General features: G+C 72.7%; 17 protein-coding genes. 6 read left to right on the top strand and 11 right to left on the bottom strand.

Translation table 11 applies throughout. The annotated features are described in order from the left end of the window. The first annotated feature begins 74 nt into the window (after nucleotides 1–74). Nucleotides 75–1,466: a PAS domain-containing protein gene (locus ABT009_RS31740; protein WP_351302671.1), complete on the top strand. Its 1,392-nt coding sequence runs from the start codon at nucleotides 75–77 to the stop codon at nucleotides 1,464–1,466. 121 nt (nucleotides 1,467–1,587) lie between these two features. On the opposite strand, the gene ABT009_RS31735 is transcribed toward ABT009_RS31740, so the two are convergent. Beyond that, entirely contained in the window at nucleotides 1,588–2,424 is an 837-nt protein-coding gene (locus tag ABT009_RS31735; protein ID WP_351302668.1) for an SIS domain-containing protein, read from the bottom strand. Between the two features lie 326 nt (nucleotides 2,425–2,750). Between ABT009_RS31735 and ABT009_RS31730 the strand changes: the two genes are divergently transcribed. Next, nucleotides 2,751–3,443: an iron-dependent transcriptional repressor DtxR gene (locus ABT009_RS31730; protein WP_351302665.1), complete on the top strand. Its 693-nt coding sequence runs from the start codon at nucleotides 2,751–2,753 to the stop codon at nucleotides 3,441–3,443. A gap of 610 nt (nucleotides 3,444–4,053) precedes the next feature. Continuing rightward, nucleotides 4,054–4,911, top strand: a complete 858-nt coding sequence (locus ABT009_RS31725; RefSeq protein WP_351302662.1) for an alpha/beta fold hydrolase — start codon at nucleotides 4,054–4,056, stop codon at nucleotides 4,909–4,911. A 1-nt stretch (nucleotide 4,912) separates the two neighbouring features. Here ABT009_RS31725 and pdxH read toward each other — a convergent pair whose 3' ends face one another. After that, complete coding sequence (gene pdxH / locus ABT009_RS31720) at nucleotides 4,913–5,551, bottom strand: pyridoxamine 5'-phosphate oxidase (protein ID WP_351302832.1); 639 nt, start codon at nucleotides 5,549–5,551, stop codon at nucleotides 4,913–4,915. A gap of 498 nt (nucleotides 5,552–6,049) precedes the next feature. Here pdxH and ABT009_RS31715 point away from each other — a divergent pair, with 498 nt between their 5' ends. After that, entirely contained in the window at nucleotides 6,050–7,150 is a 1,101-nt protein-coding gene (locus tag ABT009_RS31715) for a citrate synthase 2 (protein ID WP_351302659.1), read from the top strand. Between the two features lie 37 nt (nucleotides 7,151–7,187). Here ABT009_RS31715 and ABT009_RS31710 read toward each other — a convergent pair whose 3' ends face one another. Genes ABT009_RS31710 through ABT009_RS31680 form a run of 7 tightly spaced genes read right to left on the bottom strand, consistent with a single transcriptional unit; the run spans nucleotide 7,188 to nucleotide 15,916 of the window. Further along, a complete protein-coding gene (locus ABT009_RS31710; protein ID WP_351302656.1) occupies nucleotides 7,188–7,871 on the bottom strand; it encodes a TetR/AcrR family transcriptional regulator in 684 nt (227 codons plus the stop codon). Then, a complete protein-coding gene (locus ABT009_RS31705; protein ID WP_351302654.1) occupies nucleotides 7,859–8,632 on the bottom strand; it encodes an enoyl-CoA hydratase family protein in 774 nt (257 codons plus the stop codon). Before ABT009_RS31705 ends, ABT009_RS31710 begins: the two co-directional genes overlap by 13 nt. Nucleotides 8,633–8,680: 48 nt before the next feature. Then, complete coding sequence (locus tag ABT009_RS31700; protein WP_351302651.1) at nucleotides 8,681–9,841, bottom strand: acyl-CoA dehydrogenase family protein; 1,161 nt, start codon at nucleotides 9,839–9,841, stop codon at nucleotides 8,681–8,683. Beyond that, nucleotides 9,838–11,763: an acetyl/propionyl/methylcrotonyl-CoA carboxylase subunit alpha gene (locus ABT009_RS31695; protein ID WP_351302648.1), complete on the bottom strand. Its 1,926-nt coding sequence runs from the start codon at nucleotides 11,761–11,763 to the stop codon at nucleotides 9,838–9,840. The genes ABT009_RS31700 and ABT009_RS31695 overlap by 4 nt, the downstream gene beginning before the upstream one ends. 20 nt (nucleotides 11,764–11,783) lie before the next feature. Then, entirely contained in the window at nucleotides 11,784–13,382 is a 1,599-nt protein-coding gene (locus ABT009_RS31690) for an acyl-CoA carboxylase subunit beta (protein WP_351302646.1), read from the bottom strand. 42 nt (nucleotides 13,383–13,424) lie between these two features. Then, nucleotides 13,425–15,119, bottom strand: a complete 1,695-nt coding sequence (locus tag ABT009_RS31685; protein ID WP_351302643.1) for an acyclic terpene utilization AtuA family protein — start codon at nucleotides 15,117–15,119, stop codon at nucleotides 13,425–13,427. Beyond that, nucleotides 15,116–15,916 (bottom strand): TIGR03084 family metal-binding protein, encoded by an 801-nt coding sequence (locus ABT009_RS31680; protein WP_351302640.1) that lies wholly within the window; start codon nucleotides 15,914–15,916, stop codon nucleotides 15,116–15,118. The genes ABT009_RS31685 and ABT009_RS31680 overlap by 4 nt, the downstream gene beginning before the upstream one ends. A gap of 119 nt (nucleotides 15,917–16,035) precedes the next feature. On the opposite strand from ABT009_RS31680, the gene ABT009_RS31675 reads away from it, so the two are divergent. Further along, nucleotides 16,036–16,257 (top strand): GntR family transcriptional regulator, encoded by a 222-nt coding sequence (locus ABT009_RS31675; RefSeq protein ID WP_502990003.1) that lies wholly within the window; start codon nucleotides 16,036–16,038, stop codon nucleotides 16,255–16,257. Between the two features lie 14 nt (nucleotides 16,258–16,271). Here the strand turns inward: ABT009_RS31675 and ABT009_RS31670 are convergent, their stop codons facing one another. Further along, on the bottom strand, nucleotides 16,272–17,228 hold the full coding sequence (locus ABT009_RS31670; protein ID WP_351302829.1) for an EamA family transporter: 957 nt from the start codon (nucleotides 17,226–17,228) through the stop codon (nucleotides 16,272–16,274). Nucleotides 17,229–17,505: 277 nt separating this feature from the next. Between ABT009_RS31670 and ABT009_RS31665 the strand changes: the two genes are divergently transcribed. Next, nucleotides 17,506–18,375 carry a LysR family transcriptional regulator gene (locus ABT009_RS31665; protein WP_351302637.1) on the top strand — a complete coding sequence of 290 codons (870 nt, stop codon included), beginning with the start codon at nucleotides 17,506–17,508 and terminating at the stop codon, nucleotides 18,373–18,375. A 128-nt stretch (nucleotides 18,376–18,503) separates the two neighbouring features. Here ABT009_RS31665 and ABT009_RS31660 read toward each other — a convergent pair whose 3' ends face one another. Further along, complete coding sequence (locus tag ABT009_RS31660; protein ID WP_502990002.1) at nucleotides 18,504–21,404, bottom strand: FAD-binding and (Fe-S)-binding domain-containing protein; 2,901 nt, start codon at nucleotides 21,402–21,404, stop codon at nucleotides 18,504–18,506. Nucleotides 21,405–21,445: the final 41 nt, after the last annotated feature.

The following is a 21,445-nucleotide window of genomic DNA, read 5'->3' as shown; positions in this document are numbered from 1 at the left end:
GTGCGGCACGCATCGGAGTAATCGCAGCAGTACACGGCGCAGTACACGCGGACACGGCCTGCAGGGGGTGCCAGGTGAGTGCTTCCCGGCGTAGTGGGACCACGGACGAGCTGGGGCCCCCGGAGCCCGAGCGGGATGGTTCGGATCTTCTTGCGGCGCTGCTCGACGGCATGGACGCGGCGTTGTGCGCGTTCGACGCGGACGGAGTGGTGACGCACTGGAACCGTGAGGCCGAGCGGATTCTCGGCTGGTCGGCCGCGGAGGCGGTCGGGCGGCGGGGGCTCGCGGGGTGGGCGGTGCGGGCGGCGGATGCCGAGGAGGTCGAGGGGCGTCTGCTGTCGGCGATGCAGGCGCCGGGACGGCAGGTGCACGAGTTCGCGTTGCTGACGAAGGACGGCGGGCGGGTGCTCGTACGGACGCAGTCGGCGGCGGTGCGGGGGCAGGACGGTAAGCCGGCCGGTGTGTACTGCGCGTTCAGCGAGGTGCATGCGCAGATCGATCTGGAGCGGTCGATCGCTCTGAGCGAGGCGTTGTTCGAGGACGCGTCGTGGGGTGTCGTGCTGGTGGATGCCGATCTGCGGCCTGCGCTGGTCAACGCGCATGCGGCGCGGGCGCTCGGTTCGGGGCGTACGGCGCCGTTGGGGCGGCCGCTCGGTGAGCTGCTGGGGCAGGGTGCGGAGGAGCTGGAGAGTGCTCTGACGCATGTGCTGGCGGAGGGTACGCCGCCTGCGCCCGCGGAGATGTGGGTGACGGTGCGTACGCGGGACGGCGAGCGGCGGCGGTGCTGGCGGAGTGGGTTCCTGCGGCTGGCGTCGCCGTTGGCGGAGGAGCCGGTGCCGCTGGGTGTGGGCTGGCTGTTCCAGGACGTGACGGAGTCGAAGCAGGCGGAGCAGGAGGCGGCGCAGCTGCGCTTCCGGGCGAACCAGCTGCACCGTGCGGCGCGGGCGGCCGGGGAGTGTGAGGATCCGGCGGAGGCGGCAACGATCCAGTTGGACTTCGCGCTGGCGGGGTTCGCCGATCATGCGTTGATCGATCTTGTGGTGGGCGAGCCGGTGGCCGGCGAGCCGGACGCGGGTGGGGAACCGGTGCGTCTGGTGCGGGTGACGGCCACGCCTGCCGGTGCGCCGGGGCCGAGTATGCCGGCGCCGGGGGCGGGGTTGCCGGTGCGTTACAGGGAGGGGCATCCGGCGCTGCAGTGTGTGGAGCGTGCCGGGTCGGTGCGGGCGAGTGCAGGTGCGTCGACGCCCGAGCGGGCGCGGGAGTGGGCCGCGGAGCGGCAGTGGCCGCACGATGCGGTGCATGCGCTGTGTGCGGTGCTGCGCAGTCGGGGGCGAACGCTCGGGGTGGTGACGTTTCTGCGGGGCGGCAGCCGGTCGGCGTTCGAGCGGGCGGATGCGATGTACGCGGAGAGCGTTGCCGTGCGGATCGCGGCGGCGCTGGATCTGGCGCGGGCGTTGGAGCAGTAAGGGTCGGTAGTGACCGGTGGAAGGCGGCGCTCAGCGCCGGTAGAAGGCGGCGCTCGCGTCGGAAGAAGGCCGCGCACAGCCCCGGCAGAAGGCCGCGCACAGCGGCGGTAGAAGGCGGCGCTCAGTGCCGGTAGAAGATCCGGTCCGCGTACTCGGTGAGTACGCGCGCGTTCCATTCGTGGCCGCCGTCGACGTTGCCGGAGCGCAGGAGCGGGGGTTCGATGCCGCGGGCGGCGAGTTCGCCTGCGGCTGTGGCCATGACGGCCTGGAGGAGTGCGCTGGTGACGACGGTGGAGGCGGGGGCGAAGGGCGCCTCGATGCCTTCGGTGGCGAGTTCGGCGTCGCCGATCGCGATCTTGCTGTCGATCACGATGTCGCAGTTGTCCTTGAGGTAGGTGCCGGACGCGTGCCGGGACTTCGTCTCGCTCGCGTACGCCACCGAGGTCACGCCGATGGTCCTGAGGCCGAGGGTGCGGGCATGCATGGCCATCTCTACGGGCAGTGCGTTGCGTCCGGAGAGGGAGATGATCACGAGGGTGTCGCCGGCGCGGGCCGGGCTGGTGTCGAGTACGGCGCTCGCGAGTCCGTCGACGCGTTCCAGGGCGGAGCCGAGGGTGGCGGGCATGACGTCGACGCCGACGGTGCCGGGGACGGCGAGCAGGTTCATCAGGGCGAGGCCGCCGGCTCGGTAGACGACGTCCTGGGCGGCGAGCGAGGAGTGTCCGGCGCCGAAGGCGAAGAGGCGGCCGCCGGCGGCGACGGTGTCGGCGATGAGGGTGCCGGCGGCCGCGATGTTCGCCGCCTCCTCGTCGCGGACCTGCTGCAGCAGGCCGATGGCGGCGTCGAAGTACCGCCCGGCCGGCGCGCTGTCGCCGCGCTGCCCGGTCGGCTCGCTGTCGCCGTACTGCCCGGTCGGCTTGCTTTCGCCGAACTGCCCGGCCGGCTTGCTCTCGCTCATCCGCGTTGCTCCCCCGTCCGTCACGCGATCACCCTTCGCCGGCGGTGTCCTCCGCCGCGTCCGGCCTCACGGTGCTGTCCTGGTCGGTGGCGTGTCAAGACGTACCTGGTCGGTACGGGCACCCGGCCGGGCCGTCGGTATCCGTTCGACACGGGGCCCGGTCCAGCACGTCGGCGCGGGCTGCCGACGCGGGCTGCCGTCCCGGTCCGTCGGCGTGGTTTTCCCGGCGCGGCACGGTTGTCGGTGGGATGCGTCAGAATTGAGTCAGGGCCAGCGCACAAGCCGGTGAGCCGTCGCGCCACTGGCAGAGCTAACGAGGGGCACGTATGTCCGGACTGATCGACACCACGGAGATGTATCTCCGCACCATCCTCGAGCTGGAAGAGGAAGGTGTGGTCCCCATGCGCGCCCGGATCGCCGAGCGGCTCGATCAGAGCGGGCCGACGGTCAGCCAGACGGTGGCGCGTATGGAACGCGACGGACTGGTGGCGGTCGCCAGTGACCGCCATCTGGAGCTCACGGAGGAGGGCCGCCGGCTGGCCACGCGCGTGATGCGCAAGCACCGGCTCGCGGAGTGCCTGCTCGTCGACGTGATCGGCCTGGAGTGGGAGCAGGTGCACGCGGAGGCCTGCCGCTGGGAGCACGTGATGAGCGAGGCGGTCGAGCGCCGCGTCCTGGAGCTGCTGCGCCACCCGACCGAGTCGCCGTACGGCAACCCGATCCCTGGCCTGGAGGAGCTCGGCGAAAAGGACCACGCGGATCCGTTCCTGGACGAGGGCATGGTGTCCCTGGCCGACCTGGACCCGGGCAGCGACGGCAAGACGGTCGTGGTGCGCCGCATCGGGGAGCCGATCCAGACGGACGCGCAGCTGATGTACACGCTGCGGCGGGCGGGTGTGCAGCCCGGTTCCGTGGTGAGCGTGACGGAGTCGGCCGGCGGGGTGCTGGTGGGCAGCAGCGGCGAGGCGGCGGAGCTGGACTCGGGCATCGCTTCGCACGTGTTCGTCGCGAAGCGCTGAGGCGTTCCTGAGGCGTCCTGGAGGCGTCGCTGAGGCGGGCAGCGCCTGGGAACCCGCCGCGAACTCGGCGGGGAAGTCGGCGTGACGTGGGCGGGACGTCCGCGTGACGTGGGCGGTTTTCGGACATCCACCCGAATCCGAGATTCAGTGTGCGGAATGGCAGCGGCCGGACCTTTTGCGTGCCAGGCTGTCGTGAGGCACACGACTTGAGGTCCTGACCGTTCCGGACCGGGTCGGGTCGCAGTCGGACCGGGTCGGGCAGCCCGGTCGGGAGGGGGCGCATGGATGTGCCGCAGACCGCGCAGACAGACGGAAGGCCCCGGCGCCGATCGGCGCCGGGGCCTGTCTCCCCCTGTTTCGACCCGGAGCCCCGAGCTCTCAGGGTCGTCCCCCTTCGGACCGGTATCCCCGAGCGGTCCGCCTCCCGCAGAAGATCTCCCCTCGGCCGCGCCGGTCAATCCTTGGGAGCGGTCACCCGAAAGAGGGGTGTTGGCGACAAAAGGCACGCTTTCGAATGGGGGTTCGATAGCGTGCCCGTACGTGAATGCCGCTGAAGCCGCTCGGGCCTGACGCGACAGGAACGGCAAACACACAAGGGGGGTGCCAGACCATGGTGCGCATCGACGTGACGGGAGCGGGCGGCGTACGCCTCGCCGCCTGGGAGTTCGCCGACCCTCCCAAGACGGGAGAGGTCGAGCGTGTTCCCGGAATGCTGTTACTCCACGGCCTCATGGGCCGCGCCTCGCACTGGGCGTCCAGCGCCCGCTGGCTCGCCGAGCGGCATCGCGCGGTCGCACTCGACCAGCGCGGCCACGGCCGGAGCGACAAGCCCGCCGAGGGCCCCTACACCCGTGAGGTCTACGTCGAGGACGCCGAGGCCGCCATCGTCCAGCTCGGTCTCGCCCCCGTCGTCCTCATCGGCCACGCCATGGGCGCCCTGACCGCCTGGCAGCTCGCCGCCCGCCGCCCCGACCTGGTCCGCGGCCTGGTCATCTGCGACATGCGCGCCTCCGCACTCGGCACGGCGTCGCAGCGCGAGTGGGAGAGCTGGTTCAAGGCCTGGCCCGTCCCCTTCGCGACCCTCGCCGACGTACGCAAGTGGTTCGGCGAGGACGACCCCTGGGTGGAGCGGCCCAATCCGTCACGCGGCGAGTTCTACGCCGAGGTGATGGCCGAGTCCGCCGACGGCTGGCGGCCCGTCTTCGAGCCCGAGCAGATGCTCAGGACACGTGAGACCTGGGTGTACGACGCGCACTGGGAGGAGCTCGCGCAGGTCGAGTGCCCCGCGCTCGTCGTGCGGGGCCTGGACGGTGAGCTCGGCAGGGCCGAGGCCCAGGAGATGGTGCGGGTCCTGCCGAAGGGCGAGTACGCCGAGGTGGCCGACGCCGGCCACCTCGTCCACTACGACCAGCCGGAGGCGTGGCGCGCGGCCGTCGAGCCGTTCCTGAACCGCGTGCTCGCCGAGTGACTCAGGGGCTGAGCCGCTCGATCCGCCAGGTGCCGTCCTCGCGGTAGACATAGCGCAGCCTGTCGTGCAGCCGGTTCTCGTGTCCCTGCCAGAACTCGATGGTCTCCGGGAAGACGCGGAAGCCGCCCCAGTGCGGCGGGACCGGGACCCGCTCGCCCTCCGGGTAGCGGGTGTAGAGCTCCTCGTACGCGTTGTCGAGCTCCGCGCGGGACGCGATCACCGAGGACTGGGCGCTGGCCCAGGCGCCGAGCTGGGAGCCGTGCGGCCGGGTGCGGAAGTACGCGGCGGTCTCGCCGCGGCCGGTACGGGTGACCGTTCCGGTGACCGAGACCTGGCGGGCCATGGGGTGCCAGGGGAAGAGCAGCGCGATGTGCGGATTGGCCGCCAGGTCGTGGCCCTTGCGCGACTCGTAGTTGGTGTAGAAGACGAAGCCGCGCTCGTCGTACTGCTTGAGGAGCACCGTTCGGGAGCTCGGCCGGCCTTCGGCGTCGGCCGTGGAGACGACCATGGCGTTGGGTTCGTAGATGCCCCCGAGCTCGGCGGCGTGCACGGCCTCCTTGAACCAGCGCCCGAACTGTTCCATGGGGTGCGCGGCAAGGTCGGCCTCGTCGAACCCCTGGGCGCGGTAGTGCGCGCGCATCGCGGCGGGGTCGGGGGCCTCGAAGGCGTCGGCGTCGTGGGCGGTGCGGTCGGCAGGGGCACGGTCGTTCACGCGGTCATCTTGCCGTACGAAGGGACGTGTCCGGCCGGGAGTCCGTGGATCAAGACCCGGACGCACCACCGTGGGCCCGAGCCCGGGCCCCGCGGCCACTGAAATTCCGCTGCATCCCCCTGAAACCCGGGCCTTCATCCGCCGAACAGGCGGCGGACCGCGCGAAGTGGCACTGTGAGTTATGTGGCACTGAGTGCCGCGAGGACTCCCCAAAGGTGGCACTAAGGGATAGGGTCCTGCTGCCGAATCGGTTGGGTGACCGCCAGCCACACGGGGCATCACCGGTGTGACCGATCCGGACCGCGAATTTTCGGAACCGACCGTTTGGAACGGGACACGAAGCCCGCCAAAGCCCACTGAAGCCCGCTTCTGAACGACTCCGGTCTGTCCCTACCGTCAGTCGCACACATCGTGAGGAGCCGCCTGATGTCCGACTTCGTACCCGGACTCGAGGGAGTCATCGCGTTCGAGACGGAGATCGCCGAACCGGATAAGGAGGGCGGCGCCCTTCGCTACCGGGGCGTCGACATCGAGGATCTGGTCGGCCACGTCTCGTTCGGGAACGTCTGGGGTCTGCTCGTCGACGGAGCGTTCGACCCCGGTCTGCCGCCCGCCGAACCGTTCCCCATCCCCGTGCACTCCGGCGACATCCGCGTGGACGTCCAGTCCGCGCTCGCGATGCTCGCCCCCGTCTGGGGCCTGAAACCGCTGCTCGACATCGACGCGGAGCAGGCCCGCGAGGACCTCGCGCGCGCCGCGGTCATGGCCCTGTCCTACGTCGCGCAGTCGGCGCGCGGGCAGGGGCTGGCGATGGTGCCCCAGCGCGAGATCGACAAGGCGCACTCCGTCGTCGAGCGGTTCATGATCCGCTGGCGGGGCGAGCCGGACCCCAAGCACGTGGCGGCCGTGGACGCGTACTGGACGTCCGCCGCCGAGCACGGCATGAACGCCTCCACGTTCACCGCCCGCGTCATCGCCTCGACCGGCGCCGACGTCGCGGCCGCGCTGTCCGGCGCCGTGGGCGCCATGTCCGGGCCGCTGCACGGCGGCGCACCCTCCCGCGTGCTCCACATGATCGAGGAGATCGAGCGCACGGGCGACGCGGAGGCGTACGTGAAGAACGCCCTCGACAGGGGCGAACGGCTGATGGGCTTCGGGCACCGCGTCTACCGGGCCGAGGACCCGCGCGCGCGGGTGCTGCGGCGCACGGCGCGTGAGCTGGGCGCCCCGCGCTTCGAGGTCGCCGAGGCCCTGGAGAAGGCGGCCCTGGAGGAGCTGCACGCCCGCCGCCCCGACCGGGTGCTCGCCACGAACGTGGAGTTCTGGGCGGCCATCGTCCTGGACTTCGCGGAGGTCCCGGCGCACATGTTCACGTCGATGTTCAGCTGCGCCCGCACCGCCGGCTGGTCGGCGCACATCCTGGAGCAGAAGCGGACGGGGCGCCTGGTGCGGCCGTCGGCCCGGTATGTGGGGCCGGGGCCGCGGGGACTGCAGGAGATCGGGGGGTACGAGGGCATCTCGCGCTGATCGGCGTCCACGGCGCGGAACGTGCGTGCGCACCCTCTCAGTCCAGAGCTGCCTCTAGCAGCGCCGCCCACTGGGCCACCACCCGCTCCCGCCGTGTCGCGTCGTCCGTAAGGAGGTTGGCGAGGCCCAGGCCGCGGGCCATGTCCAAGAGGCCCTGGACTGTTTCGCGGACGCCGGGGCGGGACTCGTCCGCGGCCAGGAGTTCGACCGCGATGCGGTGGGTCTCGCGGCCGACCCGGGCCTCCAACTCCGTCACCTGGGCTCGCAGTTGCTCCTCATTCGAGGCTGCGACCCACAGGTGGAGGGCCGCGCGGAACAGCGGTCCGGTGTAGAGGTCGACCAGGGCAGCCACCACGGCGCGGCGGTCCGCCGGGCCTTCCGCCGGGCCCTGCGGGAACAGCGCCCGCAGCGCGGTCGAGCGCTCCTCGGCGACGTAGGCGACGGCCGCGGTGAAGAGGTCCTCGCGGGTCGGGAAGTGGTGCTGGGCCGCGCCCCGCGAGACACCTGCGCGCTCGGCGACGACCGACACCGTGGAGCCCGTCCAGCCGTGCTCGGCGAGGCAGGCGACGGCGGCTTCCAGGAGGCGCCGCCGGGTGGCACGGCTGCGGTCCTGCTTAGGAAACCGGTCCTGTTTGGGGACGCGTTGGGCACTCGCCGCGTCTTCCGCGGGGGCCGTACGGTCGGCCGGTACCGCGCGTCCGGGCGGAGTCACAACACCCATACGGGATCCCGTCGTTCGAGGAAGGCCGTCATCCCCTCGCGGGCATCCGCGGAGGCGAAGAGCCGCGCGGAGAGGGCGGTCAGGGCCGCCGCCTCCCGGTCGAAGGTTTCCAGCACCTTAGCCGTGACCAGCCGTTTTGTCTCCGCCAGGGCCCCCGGGGCAGCCCCCCGCAGCCCGTCGAGTACGGGCGCGAGCGCCGCGTCGACTTCGTGCCGGGCCGCCATGGTCAGCAGCCCGATGCGGGCCGCCTCGGTCGCGTCGAAGCGCTCACCGGTGAGGTAGTAGCGGGCGGCGGCGCGCGGGTCGAGGCGCGGCAGCAGCGGAAGTGAGATGACGGCGGGCGCGACCCCGATGCGTACCTCCGTGAAGGCGAACGTGGCTTCGGGGCCCCCGGCCGCGATGTCGCACGCCCCGATGAGGCCGAGTCCGCCCGCGCGCGCGTGCCCGGTCACCCGTGCCACCACGGGCTTGGGCAGGTCGACGATCTGCCTGAGCAGCGCCACCAGGGCGCCGGGATCGGGCGGTTCGCGCAGATCGGCGCCGGCGCTGAAGGTGTTCCCGGTGTGGGTGAGGACGACCGCGCGTACGTCGTCGTCCTTGCCGCACTCCCCCAGCGCGGCGGCGAGGGCGGCGACGAGCCCGGCCGAGAGCGCGTTGCGGCGCGCGGGTGCGTCCAGCGTGAGTGTGGTGATGCCGCGGTCGTGGTGCCGGCTGACCGGACCGGCTCCTTGGGACACCGTGTCGGATCCTTGGGACACCATGTCGGCTCCTTGAACGTGAGGGCCCGCGTCGTGCCGGGGCGGGCGCGTCTAGTACGACTTGGGCAGCCCGAGGGTCTGGTGGGACACGTAGTTGAGGATCATCTCGCGGCTGACGGGGGCGATCCGGGCCACGCGCGATGCGGTGATGAGCGAGGCGAGGCCGTACTCGCGGGTGAGGCCGTTGCCGCCCAGGGTGTGCACGGCCTGGTCGACGGCCTTCACACAGGCCTCGGCGGCCGCGTACTTGGCCATGTTGGCGGCCTCACCGGCCCCGATGTCGTCGCCGGTATCGTAGAGGTGGGCGGCCTTCTGCATCATCAGGCGGGCGAGTTCGAGCTCGATGTGGGACTGCGCAAGGGGATGGGCGATGGCCTGGTGGGCGCCGATCGGGGCCTGCCAGACCGTGCGCTCCTTGGCGTATCCGACGGCGCGGGCGAGCGCGTAACGGCCCATGCCGATGGCGAAGGCGGCGGTCATGATGCGCTCGGGGTTGAGGCCCGCGAACAGTTGCAGCAGGCCCGCGTCCTCGTCGCCCACGAGCGCGTCCGCGGGCAGCCGGACGTCGTCGAGGACGAGCTCGAACTGCTTCTCCGGGGCCTGGAGTTCCATGTCGATACGGTGCCGCTGGAAGCCCTCGGCGTCCCGGGGTACGACGAACAGGCAGGGCTTGAGGCGGCCGGTGCGCGCGTCCTCGGTGCGGCCGACTATGAGCGTGGCCTCGGCGGCGTCGACGCCGGAGATGAACACCTTGCGGCCGGTGAGCACCCAGTCCGCGCCGTCCCTGCGGGCCGTGGTGGTGATGCGGTGCGAGTTGGAGCCCGCGTCCGGTTCGGTGATGCCGAAGGCCATGGTGCGGCTGCCGTCGGCGATCCCCGGCAGCCAGGTGCGCTTCTGCTCGTCGGTGCCGAAGCGGGCGATGACGGTGCCACAGATCGCGGGCGAGACGATCATCATCAGCAGCGGGCATCCGGCGGCGCCCAGCTCCTCGAGGACGATGGAGAGTTCCGCGATGCCGCCGCCCCCGCCGCCGTACTCCTCGGGGAGGTTCACGCCGAGGTAGCCGAATTTGGCGGCCTCGGCCCACAGCTCATCGGGGTGGCGGCCGTCGGCGACGGCCTTGGTGAGGTACTCGCGCCCGTAGCGCCTGCCGAGCTGGGCGACGGCGGCGCGCAGGGCTTTGTGTTCGTCGGTTTCCAAGGTGGCGCTCACTGGTCCTGGTCCTCCTGTACGGCGGATTCGGCGACGGCTTCGGCGACCGTCTCGGCGACGGCTTCTGCGACGGCTTCTGCGACGGTCTCGACGACGGCGAGCAGGGCGCCGACCTCGACCTGGCGGCCGGGGGCGGCGTGCAGAGCGGTGAGCGTCCCGGAGGCGGGAGCAGCGATCTTGTGCTCCATCTTCATCGCCTCCAGCCACAGCAGGGGCTCTCCCGCCCGTACGGCGGCTCCGACGGCCAGCCCGTCGGCGACGCGGACGACGGTGCCGGGCATGGGCGCGAGCAGGGACCCGGGGGCGTGCTGCGCGGCCGGGTCGGGAAAGCGGGGCAGGACGGTGAGCGCGGTGGCGTTCACGTACACCTGGTCGCCGTACCGTGCCACCTCGAACTTCCGCCGTACGCCGTCCACTTCGAGGACGACGAGCCGGGCGTCGGCGTGCACGACCCGCACCCCGTCGGCGGTCAGGCCCGCGCGGGTGTGCCGGTAGCGGGCCTCGTGCTCCTCGCCCGCCATGGCGTACCGCTTGACCTGCGGCTGCGACGGCAGGTTGCGCCAGCCGCCGAACCGGGAGCGGGAGCGGCCATGGGCATCGGCGAGGGCGGCGGCCAGCGGGGCGTACGGCTCGGGGTCCGGGGCGGTCAGCTCCGGCAGGTGGCGGTCGTAGAACCCGGTGTCCATGCGGCCGGTGGTGAACTCCTCGTGCCGCAGGGAGCGGACGAGCAGGTCCCGGTTGGTGACCGGGCCGTGCACGTCCGCCCGTTGCAGGGCGCCCGCGAGCTTGCGGATCGCCTCCGCGCGCGTGGGGGCGTGGGCGACGGCCTTGGCGAGCATCGGGTCGTAGTGGACGCCGATCGGGTCGCCGTCGTCGTAGCCCTTGTCCAGGCGGACGCCGGGCACGGTCAGACGGAGCAGTGTGCCGGTCTGCGGGGCCCAGTCGCGGGCCGGGTCCTCGGCGTACAGGCGGGCCTCGATCGCGTGCCCACGCGCGCGTGGCGGTTCGTCGTCCAGTGCCCCGCCCTCGGCGATCCGGATCTGCAGCGCGACGAGGTCGAGCCCGAACACGGCTTCCGTCACGGGGTGTTCGACCTGGAGGCGGGTGTTCATCTCCAGGAAGTGGGCGCGGCCGTCCGCGACCAGGAACTCGACGGTGCCGGCGCCGCGGTAGCCGGTCGCGTGAGCGGCACGGACTGCCAACCGGTGCAGGGTGTCGGTGAGTTCCTGCGAAAGCCCCGGGGCGGGCGCCTCCTCGATCACCTTCTGGTGGCGGCGCTGGAGGGAGCAGTCCCGGGTGCCGAGCGCCCACACCGTGCCGTGTGCGTCGGCCATGATCTGGACCTCCACGTGCCGCCCGCCCTCGATGTACGGCTCGACGAACACCTCGCCGTCCCCGAACGCGCTCAGTGCCTCGGCCCGCGCCGCCTCCAGGGCCGCGTCCAGCTCGGCGAGTTCCCGTACGACCCGCATGCCGCGCCCGCCACCGCCCGCAGCCGCCTTGACCAGCACCGGCAGGTCGTCCTCCGTCACCTCCTCCAGAGGCGCGATACCGATGAGCTTCTTGGCGCGCGTCTTCGACGCCATCGCCTCGATCGCCTCGGGCGGCGGTCCGATCCAGACGAGGCCCGCGTCGAGCACGGCACGCGCGAAGCCGGCGTTCTCGGAGAGGAAGCCGTAGCCGGGGTGCACGGCGTCGGCGCCCGCGGTCAGCGCCGCCTTCACGATCAGGTCGCCGCGCAGATACGTCTCGGCGGGCGCCGCTCCAGGCAGCCGGACTGCCGTGTCGGCCACGCGCGCGTGGAGAGCGTTCCCGTCGGCGTCCGAGTGCACGGCGACCGTGCGGATTCCCAGCTCACGGCACGTACGGAAGACGCGGCAGGCGATCTCGCCGCGGTTGGCCACGAGCACAGAAGTGATCACTTGAGAGGACCTCATATCCGTCACATCCGGAAGACGCCGAAGCCGCCGCGCGCTCCTTCGACGGGCGCGGTGTGGATCGCGGACAGGCACAGGCCGAGCACCGTGCGGGTATCGCGCGGGTCGATGACCCCGTCGTCGTAGAGCCGCCCGGACAGGAACATCGGCAGGGACTCGGACTCGATCTGCTGCTCCACCATGGCGCGCAGGGCGGCGTCCGCGTCCTCGTCGTAGGGCTGTCCCTTCGCGGCGGCCGACTGGCGAGCGACGATGGAGAGCACGCCCGCGAGCTGCTGCGGGCCCATGACGGCGGACTTGGCGCTGGGCCAGGCGAAGAGGAACCGCGGGTCGTAGGCCCGCCCGCACATGCCGTAGTGCCCGGCGCCGTACGAGGCGCCCATCAGCACGCTGAGATGCGGCACGCGCGAGTTCGACACGGCGTTGATCATCATCGCGCCGTGCTTGATGATGCCGCCCTGTTCGTACTCCTTGCCGACCATGTAGCCGGTGGTGTTGTGCAGGAAGAGGAGGGGGATGTCGCGCTGGTTGGCGAGCTGGATGAACTGGGCGGCCTTCTGCGACTCCTCGCTGAACAGCACGCCCTGGGCGTTGGCGAGGATGCCGACCGGATAGCCGTGCAGGGTCGCCCATCCCGTGCACAGGCTCGCCCCGTACAGCGGCTTGAACTCGTCGAAGTCGGAGGCGTCGACGATCCGGGCGATGACCTCGCGTGGATCGAAGGGGATCTTCAGATCGCCGGGCACGATGCCCAGGAGTTCGTCCTCGTCGTACTTGGGCGGGGCGGCCGGGCCCGGATCGGGTTGCGCCTTGCGGTGGTTGAGGCGGGCGACCACGCGGCGGGCCTGGCGCAGGGCGTCCTGCTCGTCGAGCGCGTAGTAGTCGGCGAGACCCGACACGCGCGCGTGCATCTCGGCGCCGCCGAGCGACTCGTCGTCGCTCTCCTCCCCGGTGGCCATCTTCACCAGCGGCGGCCCGCCGAGGAACACCTTGGCGCGCTCCTTGACCATGATCACGTGGTCGGACATGCCGGGGATGTACGCGCCTCCGGCCGTGGAGTTCCCGAAGACGACGGCGACGGTGGGGATGCCGGCCGCCGACAGCCGGGTCAGGTCGCGGAAGATCGCCCCGCCGGGGATGAAGATCTCCTTCTGCGACGGCAGATCGGCTCCACCGGACTCGACGAGGCTGATGCAGGGCAGCCGGTTGGCGTAGGCGATCTCGTTGGCCCGCAGGGCCTTCTTCAGGGACCAGGGATTGCTTGCGCCACCCCGTACGGTCGGGTCATTGGCCGTGATCAGGCACTCGACGCCCTCTACGACGCCGATCCCGGTGACGAGCGAGGCCCCCACCGCGTACTCGCTGCCCCAGGCCGCCAGCGGCGACAGCTCCAGGAACGGGGTGTCCGGGTCGAGCAGCAGCTCGATGCGCTCGCGCGCGAGCAGCTTGCCGCGCGCACGGTGCCGGGCGACGTACTTCTCACCGCCGCCCGCGAGCGCCTTGGCGTGCTCGCCATCGAGTTCGGCGAGCTTTCCGAGCATGGCTTCGCGGTTGGCGGCGTACTCGGGGCTCCGCGTGTCAAGCGACGACGCGAGGACCGTCACAGGACCACCTCCAGTGGGGAAAGGACGTACAGCGGGGCTCCGTCACAGCAGGGCCTCCGGTATCTCCAGGTGCCGCGACCGCAGCCACTCCCCGAGCGCCTTGGCCTGCGGATCGAAGCGCGCCTGCGCGGCCACGCCCTCGCCCAGCAGGCCCTCGACGACGAAGTTCAGTGCCCGCAGGTTCGGCAGCACATGGCGCGTGACGGGCAGGCCGGCGCACTCCGGCAGAAGAGCCCGCAGGCGGTCGGCGGTCAGGGTGTGGGCGAGCCACCGCCAGGCGTCGTCGGTGCGCGCCCACACACCGATGTTCGCGTCGCCGCCCTTGTCGCCGCTGCGGGCCCCGGCGACCAGGCCGAGCGGCGCGCGGCGCGTGGGCCCGGATGGCAGCGGCTCGGGCAGCGGAGGCATCTCGGCGGCTTCGAGTACGCGGGTGGCGGCGGGCGGAGACACCGGAAGCCGCCGTCCGTCGTGGAGAACCGCCACATGCTCCACGGCTCCCTGCTCGACGTAGGCCGCCTCGAACACCCCGTACGGCGCGCCCTTGCCCGGCGGTGCCGTCAGATGGAACCCCGGGTAGCTGCCGAGCCCCAGCTCGACGGCGGCGCCGCTGACGGCACGCCCCACCGTCTCCGCGTCGGTGTCCCGCACCACGAGCCGGAGCAGCGCACTCGTGGTCTCCTCGGTGTCCGCGTCCGGCCGGTCGGTGCGGGCCAGCTCCCATCGCACCTGCGCCGGCCGGGACTTGGCCGCGTCGAACGCGGCCTCCATCTGGTCGCGTACGAGCGCGGCCTTGGCCTCGATGTCGAGACCGGTGAGGACGAAGACGACCTCGTTCCGGTATCCGCCGAGCCGGTTCAGGCCGACTTTGAGGGCCGGGGGCGGGGCCTCGCCGCGGACCCCGTCGATGCGCACCCGGTCGGGGCCGTCCTGCGTGAGGCGTACGGAGTCGAGGCGGGCGGTGACGTCCGGCCCCGCGTACCGGGCGCCGGACGTCTCGTACAGCAGCTGGGCCGTGACCGTGCCGGTGTCCACGATGCCGCCGGTGCCGTCGTGCTTGGTGATGACGGACGAGCCGTCCTCGTGGATCTCGGCGACCGGGAATCCGGGGTGGCGAAGGCGGCGAATGTCGTGCTCGGCGAAGAAGGAGTAGTTGCCGCCGGTGGCCTGGGTGCCGCACTCCAGGACGTGGCCCGCGACGCCTGCGCCCGCGAGCCGGTCGTAGGCGTCCGGCCCCCAGCCGTAGTGGGCCGCGGCGGGCCCACTGACGAGTGCCGCGTCCGTAACCCGACCGGTGACGACGATGTCCGCGCCCTCGCGCAGGCACGCCGCGATACCGGCGCCGCCGAGGTAGGCGTGCGCGGCGAGCGTCCCCGGGAAGCGGCCGGTGAGGTCGTCACCCTCGACGTGGGCGACGCGGACGGGGATGCCGAGCCGGTCGGCCAACGCGCGTACGGCGTCGGCGAGTCCGGCCGGGTTCAGCCCGCCCGCGTTGGCCACAATCCGCACACTTCGCTCATACGCGAGCCCGAGGCACTCCTCCAACTGCCGCAGAAAGGTGCGCGCGTAGCCGCCGTCTGGGTTCTTGAGGCGGTCCCGCCCCAGGATGAGCATGGTCAGCTCGGCGAGATAGTCGCCGGTCAGGACGTCGAGCGGGCCGCCTGTCAGCATCTCGCGCATCGCGTCGAACCGGTCGCCGTAGAAGCCGGAGGCGTTCCCGATCCGCAGCGGGCACGTCATCGGCTGGCCCCCTTCGGCGCACGCCCGGCCCCCGGCGGGCCCGCGAAGGCCTGCGCGATGTCCAGCCACCGGTCGGCGTCGGGCCCCTCGGCCCGTACAGCGAGGTCGGCGCGGTGGGCGCGCTGGGTGACCAGGAGGCAGAAGTCGAGCGCGGGCCCGGTGACCCGCTGGGCGGCTTCTTCAGGCCCGTACGCCCACACGTCCCCGGACCCGTCGGGCGCGGTGAGCTCGACGCGGAACTCCTCGCCCGGGGCGGCCAGTCCCCGCACCGCGAAGGCGAAGTCACGCGCGCGTACGCCGATACGCGCCACGTGACGCAGCCGCGCGGTGGGCCGACGGGTCTTGCCGAAGGCGTCCACGATGTCCTGGCCATGCGCCCAGGTCTCCATCAGGCGGCCGGTCGCCATGGAGGCCGTGCTCATCGGCGGCCCGTACCAGGGAAACCGGGTCCCGGTCGGAGCCGCCCGCAGCGCCTTCTGCAGCAGCTCGCGCCCGGTGCGCCAGCGGGCGAGCAACTCGGTGTGCGGCAGCGCGGCGCCCGCCTCGGCCGCCTGGTCGACGAAGGCGTCCGGCGCGGCCAGGGCCTTTGTGGCCTCGGCGGCGAAGCCGTCCGGGTCGGTGACGGCCAGCAACGCCATGCGGTCGGTCCACTCGAGATGAGCGATCTGGTGGGCGATGGTCCAGCGGGGCGCGGAGGTCATCCAGGCCCACTTCTGACGGCTCAGTCCACCGACGATCTCGTCGAGTTCATCGCCTTCGGCACGCAAGTCGTCCAGTACGACAGCGGGTTCGGACACGGTGCGCTCCCCTCGGGACCGGCACGGCGGTGTGCCCCCGGAGCATGGCAGCCGCCCGAAAAACAAGCAAGCGCGCTTGCATTGATTTCCGGCCGTTGATTCCGCGGACGGGCCGCCCGGTGCGGCCGTCGGGTCGGTACCGGGGAGCCCGCAGGCCGATCCCCTCGGAGCACCACCTCGCCGACGAGTACGGTGTAGCGCGCCTCACCGCACGGCGCGCCGCACAGGAGCTCCGGGAACGCGGGCTCGTCATCACCGTGCGCGGTAAGGGCTCGTTCGTCGTCGAGCGCCCGCCCGGGGCGGACCAGTCGGAGGAGTCCGACGAGGACGGCCGGACGTAAGGAAACGCGTCGCGTCAGAGGGCGGTGCCCTGGGCCGCGTCGTCCAGCCCCTTCGCATTCCCCCGCCCCACCTGCGTCCGCACCGCCCCCATGCTCGCCCCGATGACCAGCGCGATCGCCAGCGCCTGGGTGGCGGACAGGGCCTGGTGCAGGACAAGGAAGCCGGCGAGCGCCGCGATGGCCGGTTCCAGGCTCATGAGGACGGCGAAGGTGGACGCGGGCAGGCGTCGCAGGGCGATCAGTTCGAGGGTGTACGGCAGGACGGACGACAGCATCGCCACGCCCGCGCCGAGGCCCAGCGTGACCGGGTCGACGAGCTTCGTCCCCGACTCCGCGATGCCCAGCGGCAGGAAGAGCAGCGCCGCCACGGCCATGGCCAGCGCCAGGCCGTCGGCCTGCGGGAAGCGGCGTCCCGTACGCGCACTGAAGACGATGTACGCCGCCCACATGGCGCCGGCGCCGAGCGCGAAGGCCGCGCCCACGGGATCGAGGCTTTCGAAGCCTCCGCCGCCGAGCAGGAAGACGCCGGCGAGGGCGAGGCCCGCCCAGATCACGTTCACCGCCCGGCGGGACGCGAGCACGGAGAGCGCGAGCGGGCCCAGGACCTCGAGGGTGACGGCCGGCCCCAGCGGGATACGGGCGACGGCCTGGTAGAAGAGCCCGTTCATGGCGCCCATGACGATGCCGAAGGCGATGACGGTGCCCCAGTCGGCGCGCGAGTGGCCGCGCAGCCGCGGACGGCAGACGGCGAGCAGCACGACCGCGGCGACGACCAGCCGCAGCGTGACGACACCGAGGGCACCCGCCCGCGGCATCAGGCTCACCGCGAGCGCGCCGCCGAACTGCACGGAGAGGCCGCCGGCGAGGACCAGGCCGACGGGGCCGAGGGAGCCCACGGGGCCGAGACGGGGGCCGCGCGCAGACGTACTTGCCGCGCTGCCCGGGGTCCCCGCATCCGGCGCGCTGCGCACGCCCTGCCCCTGCGCGCCTTGGACACTCCCCGCGCCCTGCGCCACGCTCGCTTCCGACACGGCCAAGCCTTTCCCGCCAAATTCAACGCAATGCACCGATGTGCATTGGGGTGCACTCTACCGTCTAACTCAATGAACCGAGACAGTACTGTGCAGTCCATACGCAGCTGTACGACCCTGTCCCAGGTTCCAAGCTACGGACGCCTACCCTGCGCGGGAAATGCCGATCGCGCTCCCGTTATGCGCCTCCGGCATGAGCGGCCTAGGCTGCGCGGACATGAGCGGTCTCAGCGCCATCGAGCTCCGGCATCTGCGCTGCTTCCTCGCGATCGCCGAGGAGGGCAGTGTCACGCGCGCCGCGCTCCGGCTCAGGCTCACCCAGCCCGCCGTCTCGCGCACCCTCGCCGCTCTCGAGGACGCGCTCGGCGTCCGGCTCGTCGACCGCTCCACGCACCATCTCGCGCTGACCGCCGAGGGCCGCGCGTTCCGGGACAAGGCGGCGGTGGCCGTCGCCGCGTTCGAAGACGCGCTCGACGCGGGGCGCAGCACGCGGCGGCCCCTGCGGCTCGGCCACGCATGGGCGGCTGCCGGCCGCTACACCACCCCGCTGCTGCGCCGCTGGCGCGAGACGCACCCCGACGTCCCGCTCGACCTCCTCCGCATCGACGACCGCAGTGCCGGCCTGACGCGCGGCGCCGTGGACGTCGCGCTGCTGCGCGGCACGGTCGACGCGCCGGGCCTGGTCACGGAGCTGCTGACCACCGAGAGGCGGGTCGCCGCCCTGCCCGCGGACAGCCCGCTGGTCGCCCGCCCGCGGCTGACCCTCGCGGACCTGGCCCACCAGACCATCGCCATCAACACGGTGTCCGGCACCACAACCCTAGACCTGTGGCCCGGGGACCGCCGCCCCACCGCGACGATCACGGTGGCCAACACGGACGACTGGCTGGCCGCCATCGCCGCCGGCCGGGCCGTGGGCGTCACCACCACCGCCACGACCGGCATGCACCCCCACCCGGGCGTGGCCTACGTCCCGCTCGTCGACGCACCCCGCGTCCCGGTCGTCCTGGCCTGGCGCGACGCGGCCGGACACCCGGCGCTGCGGGACCTGGTGGCGCTGGCACACGAGGTCGCGAGCGGCGGATGACACGGGACGGTCCGAGGGCCGCGCCGCGGATGACGGGGCCGCGGGCCGCGCGGCGGACGCGCGCCTCGCGTCGGAGCGCGACTCACTGAGTCACTCGCCGCGGAGAGGCACCTAGGAGAGGAAGAGACCTAGGAGGACTCGGGCCGCTTCCGTTCCAGCGCTTCGGCCAGCACCTCCGCCAGATGCCGCCCCCGCCGCCCCGCCAGCTGGTCCAGCTGGGTGCGGCACGAGAAGCCGTCGGCCAGGAGCACCGTGTCGTCCGACGCCGCCCGTACCGACGGAAGCAGTTGCTCCTCGGCGCAGGCCGTCGACACCTCGTAGTGACCCTTCTCGAAGCCGAAGTTGCCCGCCAGGCCGCAGCAGCCGCCGCTGAGGTCGCCGGTCAGGCCCGCCTTCCCGCGCAGTCGGCGTTCGGCCGCGTCGCCGAGTACCGCGTGCTGGTGGCAGTGCGTCTGGCCGGCGACGGGGCGGTCGATGCGCGGCGGCTGCCATTCGGGGGCCTGCTCCTCCAGGTACTGGGCGAACGTGCGGACCGAGTCGGCGAGTTCACGCGCGCGTGGGTCGTCGTGGAGGAGTTCCGGCAGGTCGGTCCTCAGCGCGGCCGCGCAGCTGGGCTCCAGTACGACCAGGGGGCCGCCCATGACCGGCTCCATCCGGTCGAGGGTGCGGCGCATGACGGCGCGGGCGCGGTCGAGCTGGCCGGTCGAGACGTACGTCAGGCCGCAGCACACTCCCGCCGGCGGCAGGAGGACCCGGCGTCCGGCGTCCTCCAGGACCTGCACGGCCGCCTTTCCCACCTCGGGAGACAGGTGGTCGGTGAAGGTGTCCGGCCAGAGCACGGCGACCTTGCTCGAGGAGACGATCTCCGTACGACCCCCGCCGAGCTGCCGTGCGCGGCGGTCGAACCACCGCCGGAACGTCTCACGCGGCAGCCGCGGAATCTCCCGCTCCGATGCGATGCCGCCGAGCCGCTTGGCGAGCGCGGCCAGCGGGCGCACGCGCAGTGCCGCGTTCACGACGCCCGAGAGGTTCACGGCCCCCGCGAAGGGCGCGGCGAGCCGCAGCCAGCGCGGCAGCCACCCCATCGCATAGTGCGCGGCCGGGCGCCGCCGCCCCGCGTAGTGGTGGTGCAGGAACTCCGCCTTGTACGTGGCCATGTCGACGCCGACCGGGCAGTCCGTCCGGCAGCCCTTGCAGGACAGGCACAGGTCGAGCGCGTCACGGACCTCCGTGGACCGCCATCCGTCCGTCACGACCTCGCCCGCGAGCATTTCGTGCAGCAGGCGCGCGCGCCCGCGCGTGGAGTGCTCCTCCTCGCCGGTGGCCCGGAAGGACGGGCACATCACCGCCGGTCCGGCGACCGTCTCCGTACGGCATTTGGCGACGCCCACGCACCGGCGGACCGCCGCCGAGAAGTCCCCGCCGTCGTGCGGGTAGCCGAAGGCCACGTCGACCGGTTTCCGCGGCAGGACGGTGAACCGCAGGTTCTCGTCGAGCCGGGCCGGGCGTACCAGCATTCCCGGGTTGAGCAGGTCGTCCGGGTCCCAGGCGCCCTTCACCCGCTCGAAGAGCCGCACCAGCTCAGTGCCGTACATCTTCGGCAGCAGCTCGGCGCGTGCCTGGCCGTCGCCGTGCTCGCCGGAGAGCGAGCCGCCGTGGGCGACGACCACGTCCGCGAGCTCCTCCGAGAAGCGGCGGAAGCGGCCGATGCCCTCGGGAGTCAGCAGGTCGAAGTCGATACGGACATGGATGCAGCCGTCGCCGAAGTGCCCGTACGGCGTGCCGCGCAGGCCGTGCTGCGTGAGCAGGGCCCGGAAATCCCGCAGGTACCCGCCGAGGCGGGCGGGCGGCACCGCGCAGTCCTCCCAGCCCGGCCAGGCCTCCGTGCCGTCCGGCATCCGGGTCGCCGTACCGCTCGCGTCCTCGCGGATCCGCCACAGGGTGCGCTGCCCGGCCGGGTCGGTGACGACCACCGCGTCCACGACGTCGGCGGCGCGCACGATCGCCTCGGCACGCGCGCGTGCCTCCGCCTCCGAGGCGCCGCCCGTCTCGACGAACAGCCACGCGCCGCCCCTGGGCAGCCCGGAGGTGCCAGGCGGCACGAGGTCGGCGGCCATCCCCTCCACGGTCAGCGGCCCGAACGGCAGCAGTCCGGCGGCCGCGTCCGCCGCCGCGCCCTCGTCGGCGTACGCGAGAACGGCGAGCGCACGCGCGCGTGGCGCCTCGACGAGCCGGACGACGGCCTCCGTGAGCACGCCGAGGGTGCCTTCGCTGCCGCAGAAGGACCGGGCGACGTCCGCGCCCTTCTCGGGCAGCAGCGCGTCCAGGGCGTAGCCGGAGATACGCCGCGGCAGCTCGGGAAAGCCGGTTCGCAGCAGCGCCAACTCGCCCTCCACGAGCGCGCGCAGGCCCTCGGGCGCGCCGACCCAGCCCTGGCCCAGCCGCAGCCGCTCGCCCCGGCCGCTGACCACCGACAGCTCGCCGATGTTGTCCGCGGTCGTCCCCCAGGCCACCGAGTGCGACCCGCACGAGTTGTTGCCGATCATCCCGCCGAGGGTGCAGCGGCCGTGCGTGGACGGGTCGGGCCCGAACCGCAGGCCGTGCGGGGCCGCGGCCTCCTGCAGCCGGTCGAGGACGACGCCCGGCTGGACCACCGCCGTGCGCTCCTCCGGGTCGAGGGAAACGATCTTGTTCATGTGCCGCGTGAAGTCCAGGACGACGCCGGTGCCGGTCGCCTGGCCGGCGATCGACGTGCCGCCGCCGCGCGCCACGACCGGCACGCCGCGCTCGCGGCAGACGGCGAGCACCGCGGCCACGTCGTCGGCATCCCGCGGGGCCACCACGCCGAGCGGCACACGCCGGTAGTTGGACGCGTCCATGGTGTTCAGCGCCCGTGCGGTCACCCCGAAGTCGACGTCCCCACGGACGGCGGCCCGCAGCCGACTCCGAAGCTCGACACGCAGGTCAGCGGCCGGGTCAACATCCGCATCAGCGCGCACGCCGCCCGGTACACCGTAGAGATCAGCCATGCCCCCAGGATGCCCCCACCCCACTTCTCATGATCCGGCCG

This window comes from Streptomyces sp. NPDC002896, assembly GCF_040295225.1.
Taxonomy (GTDB): domain Bacteria; phylum Actinomycetota; class Actinomycetes; order Streptomycetales; family Streptomycetaceae; genus Streptomyces.
This window is presented reverse-complemented; position numbering and strand designations above follow the sequence as displayed.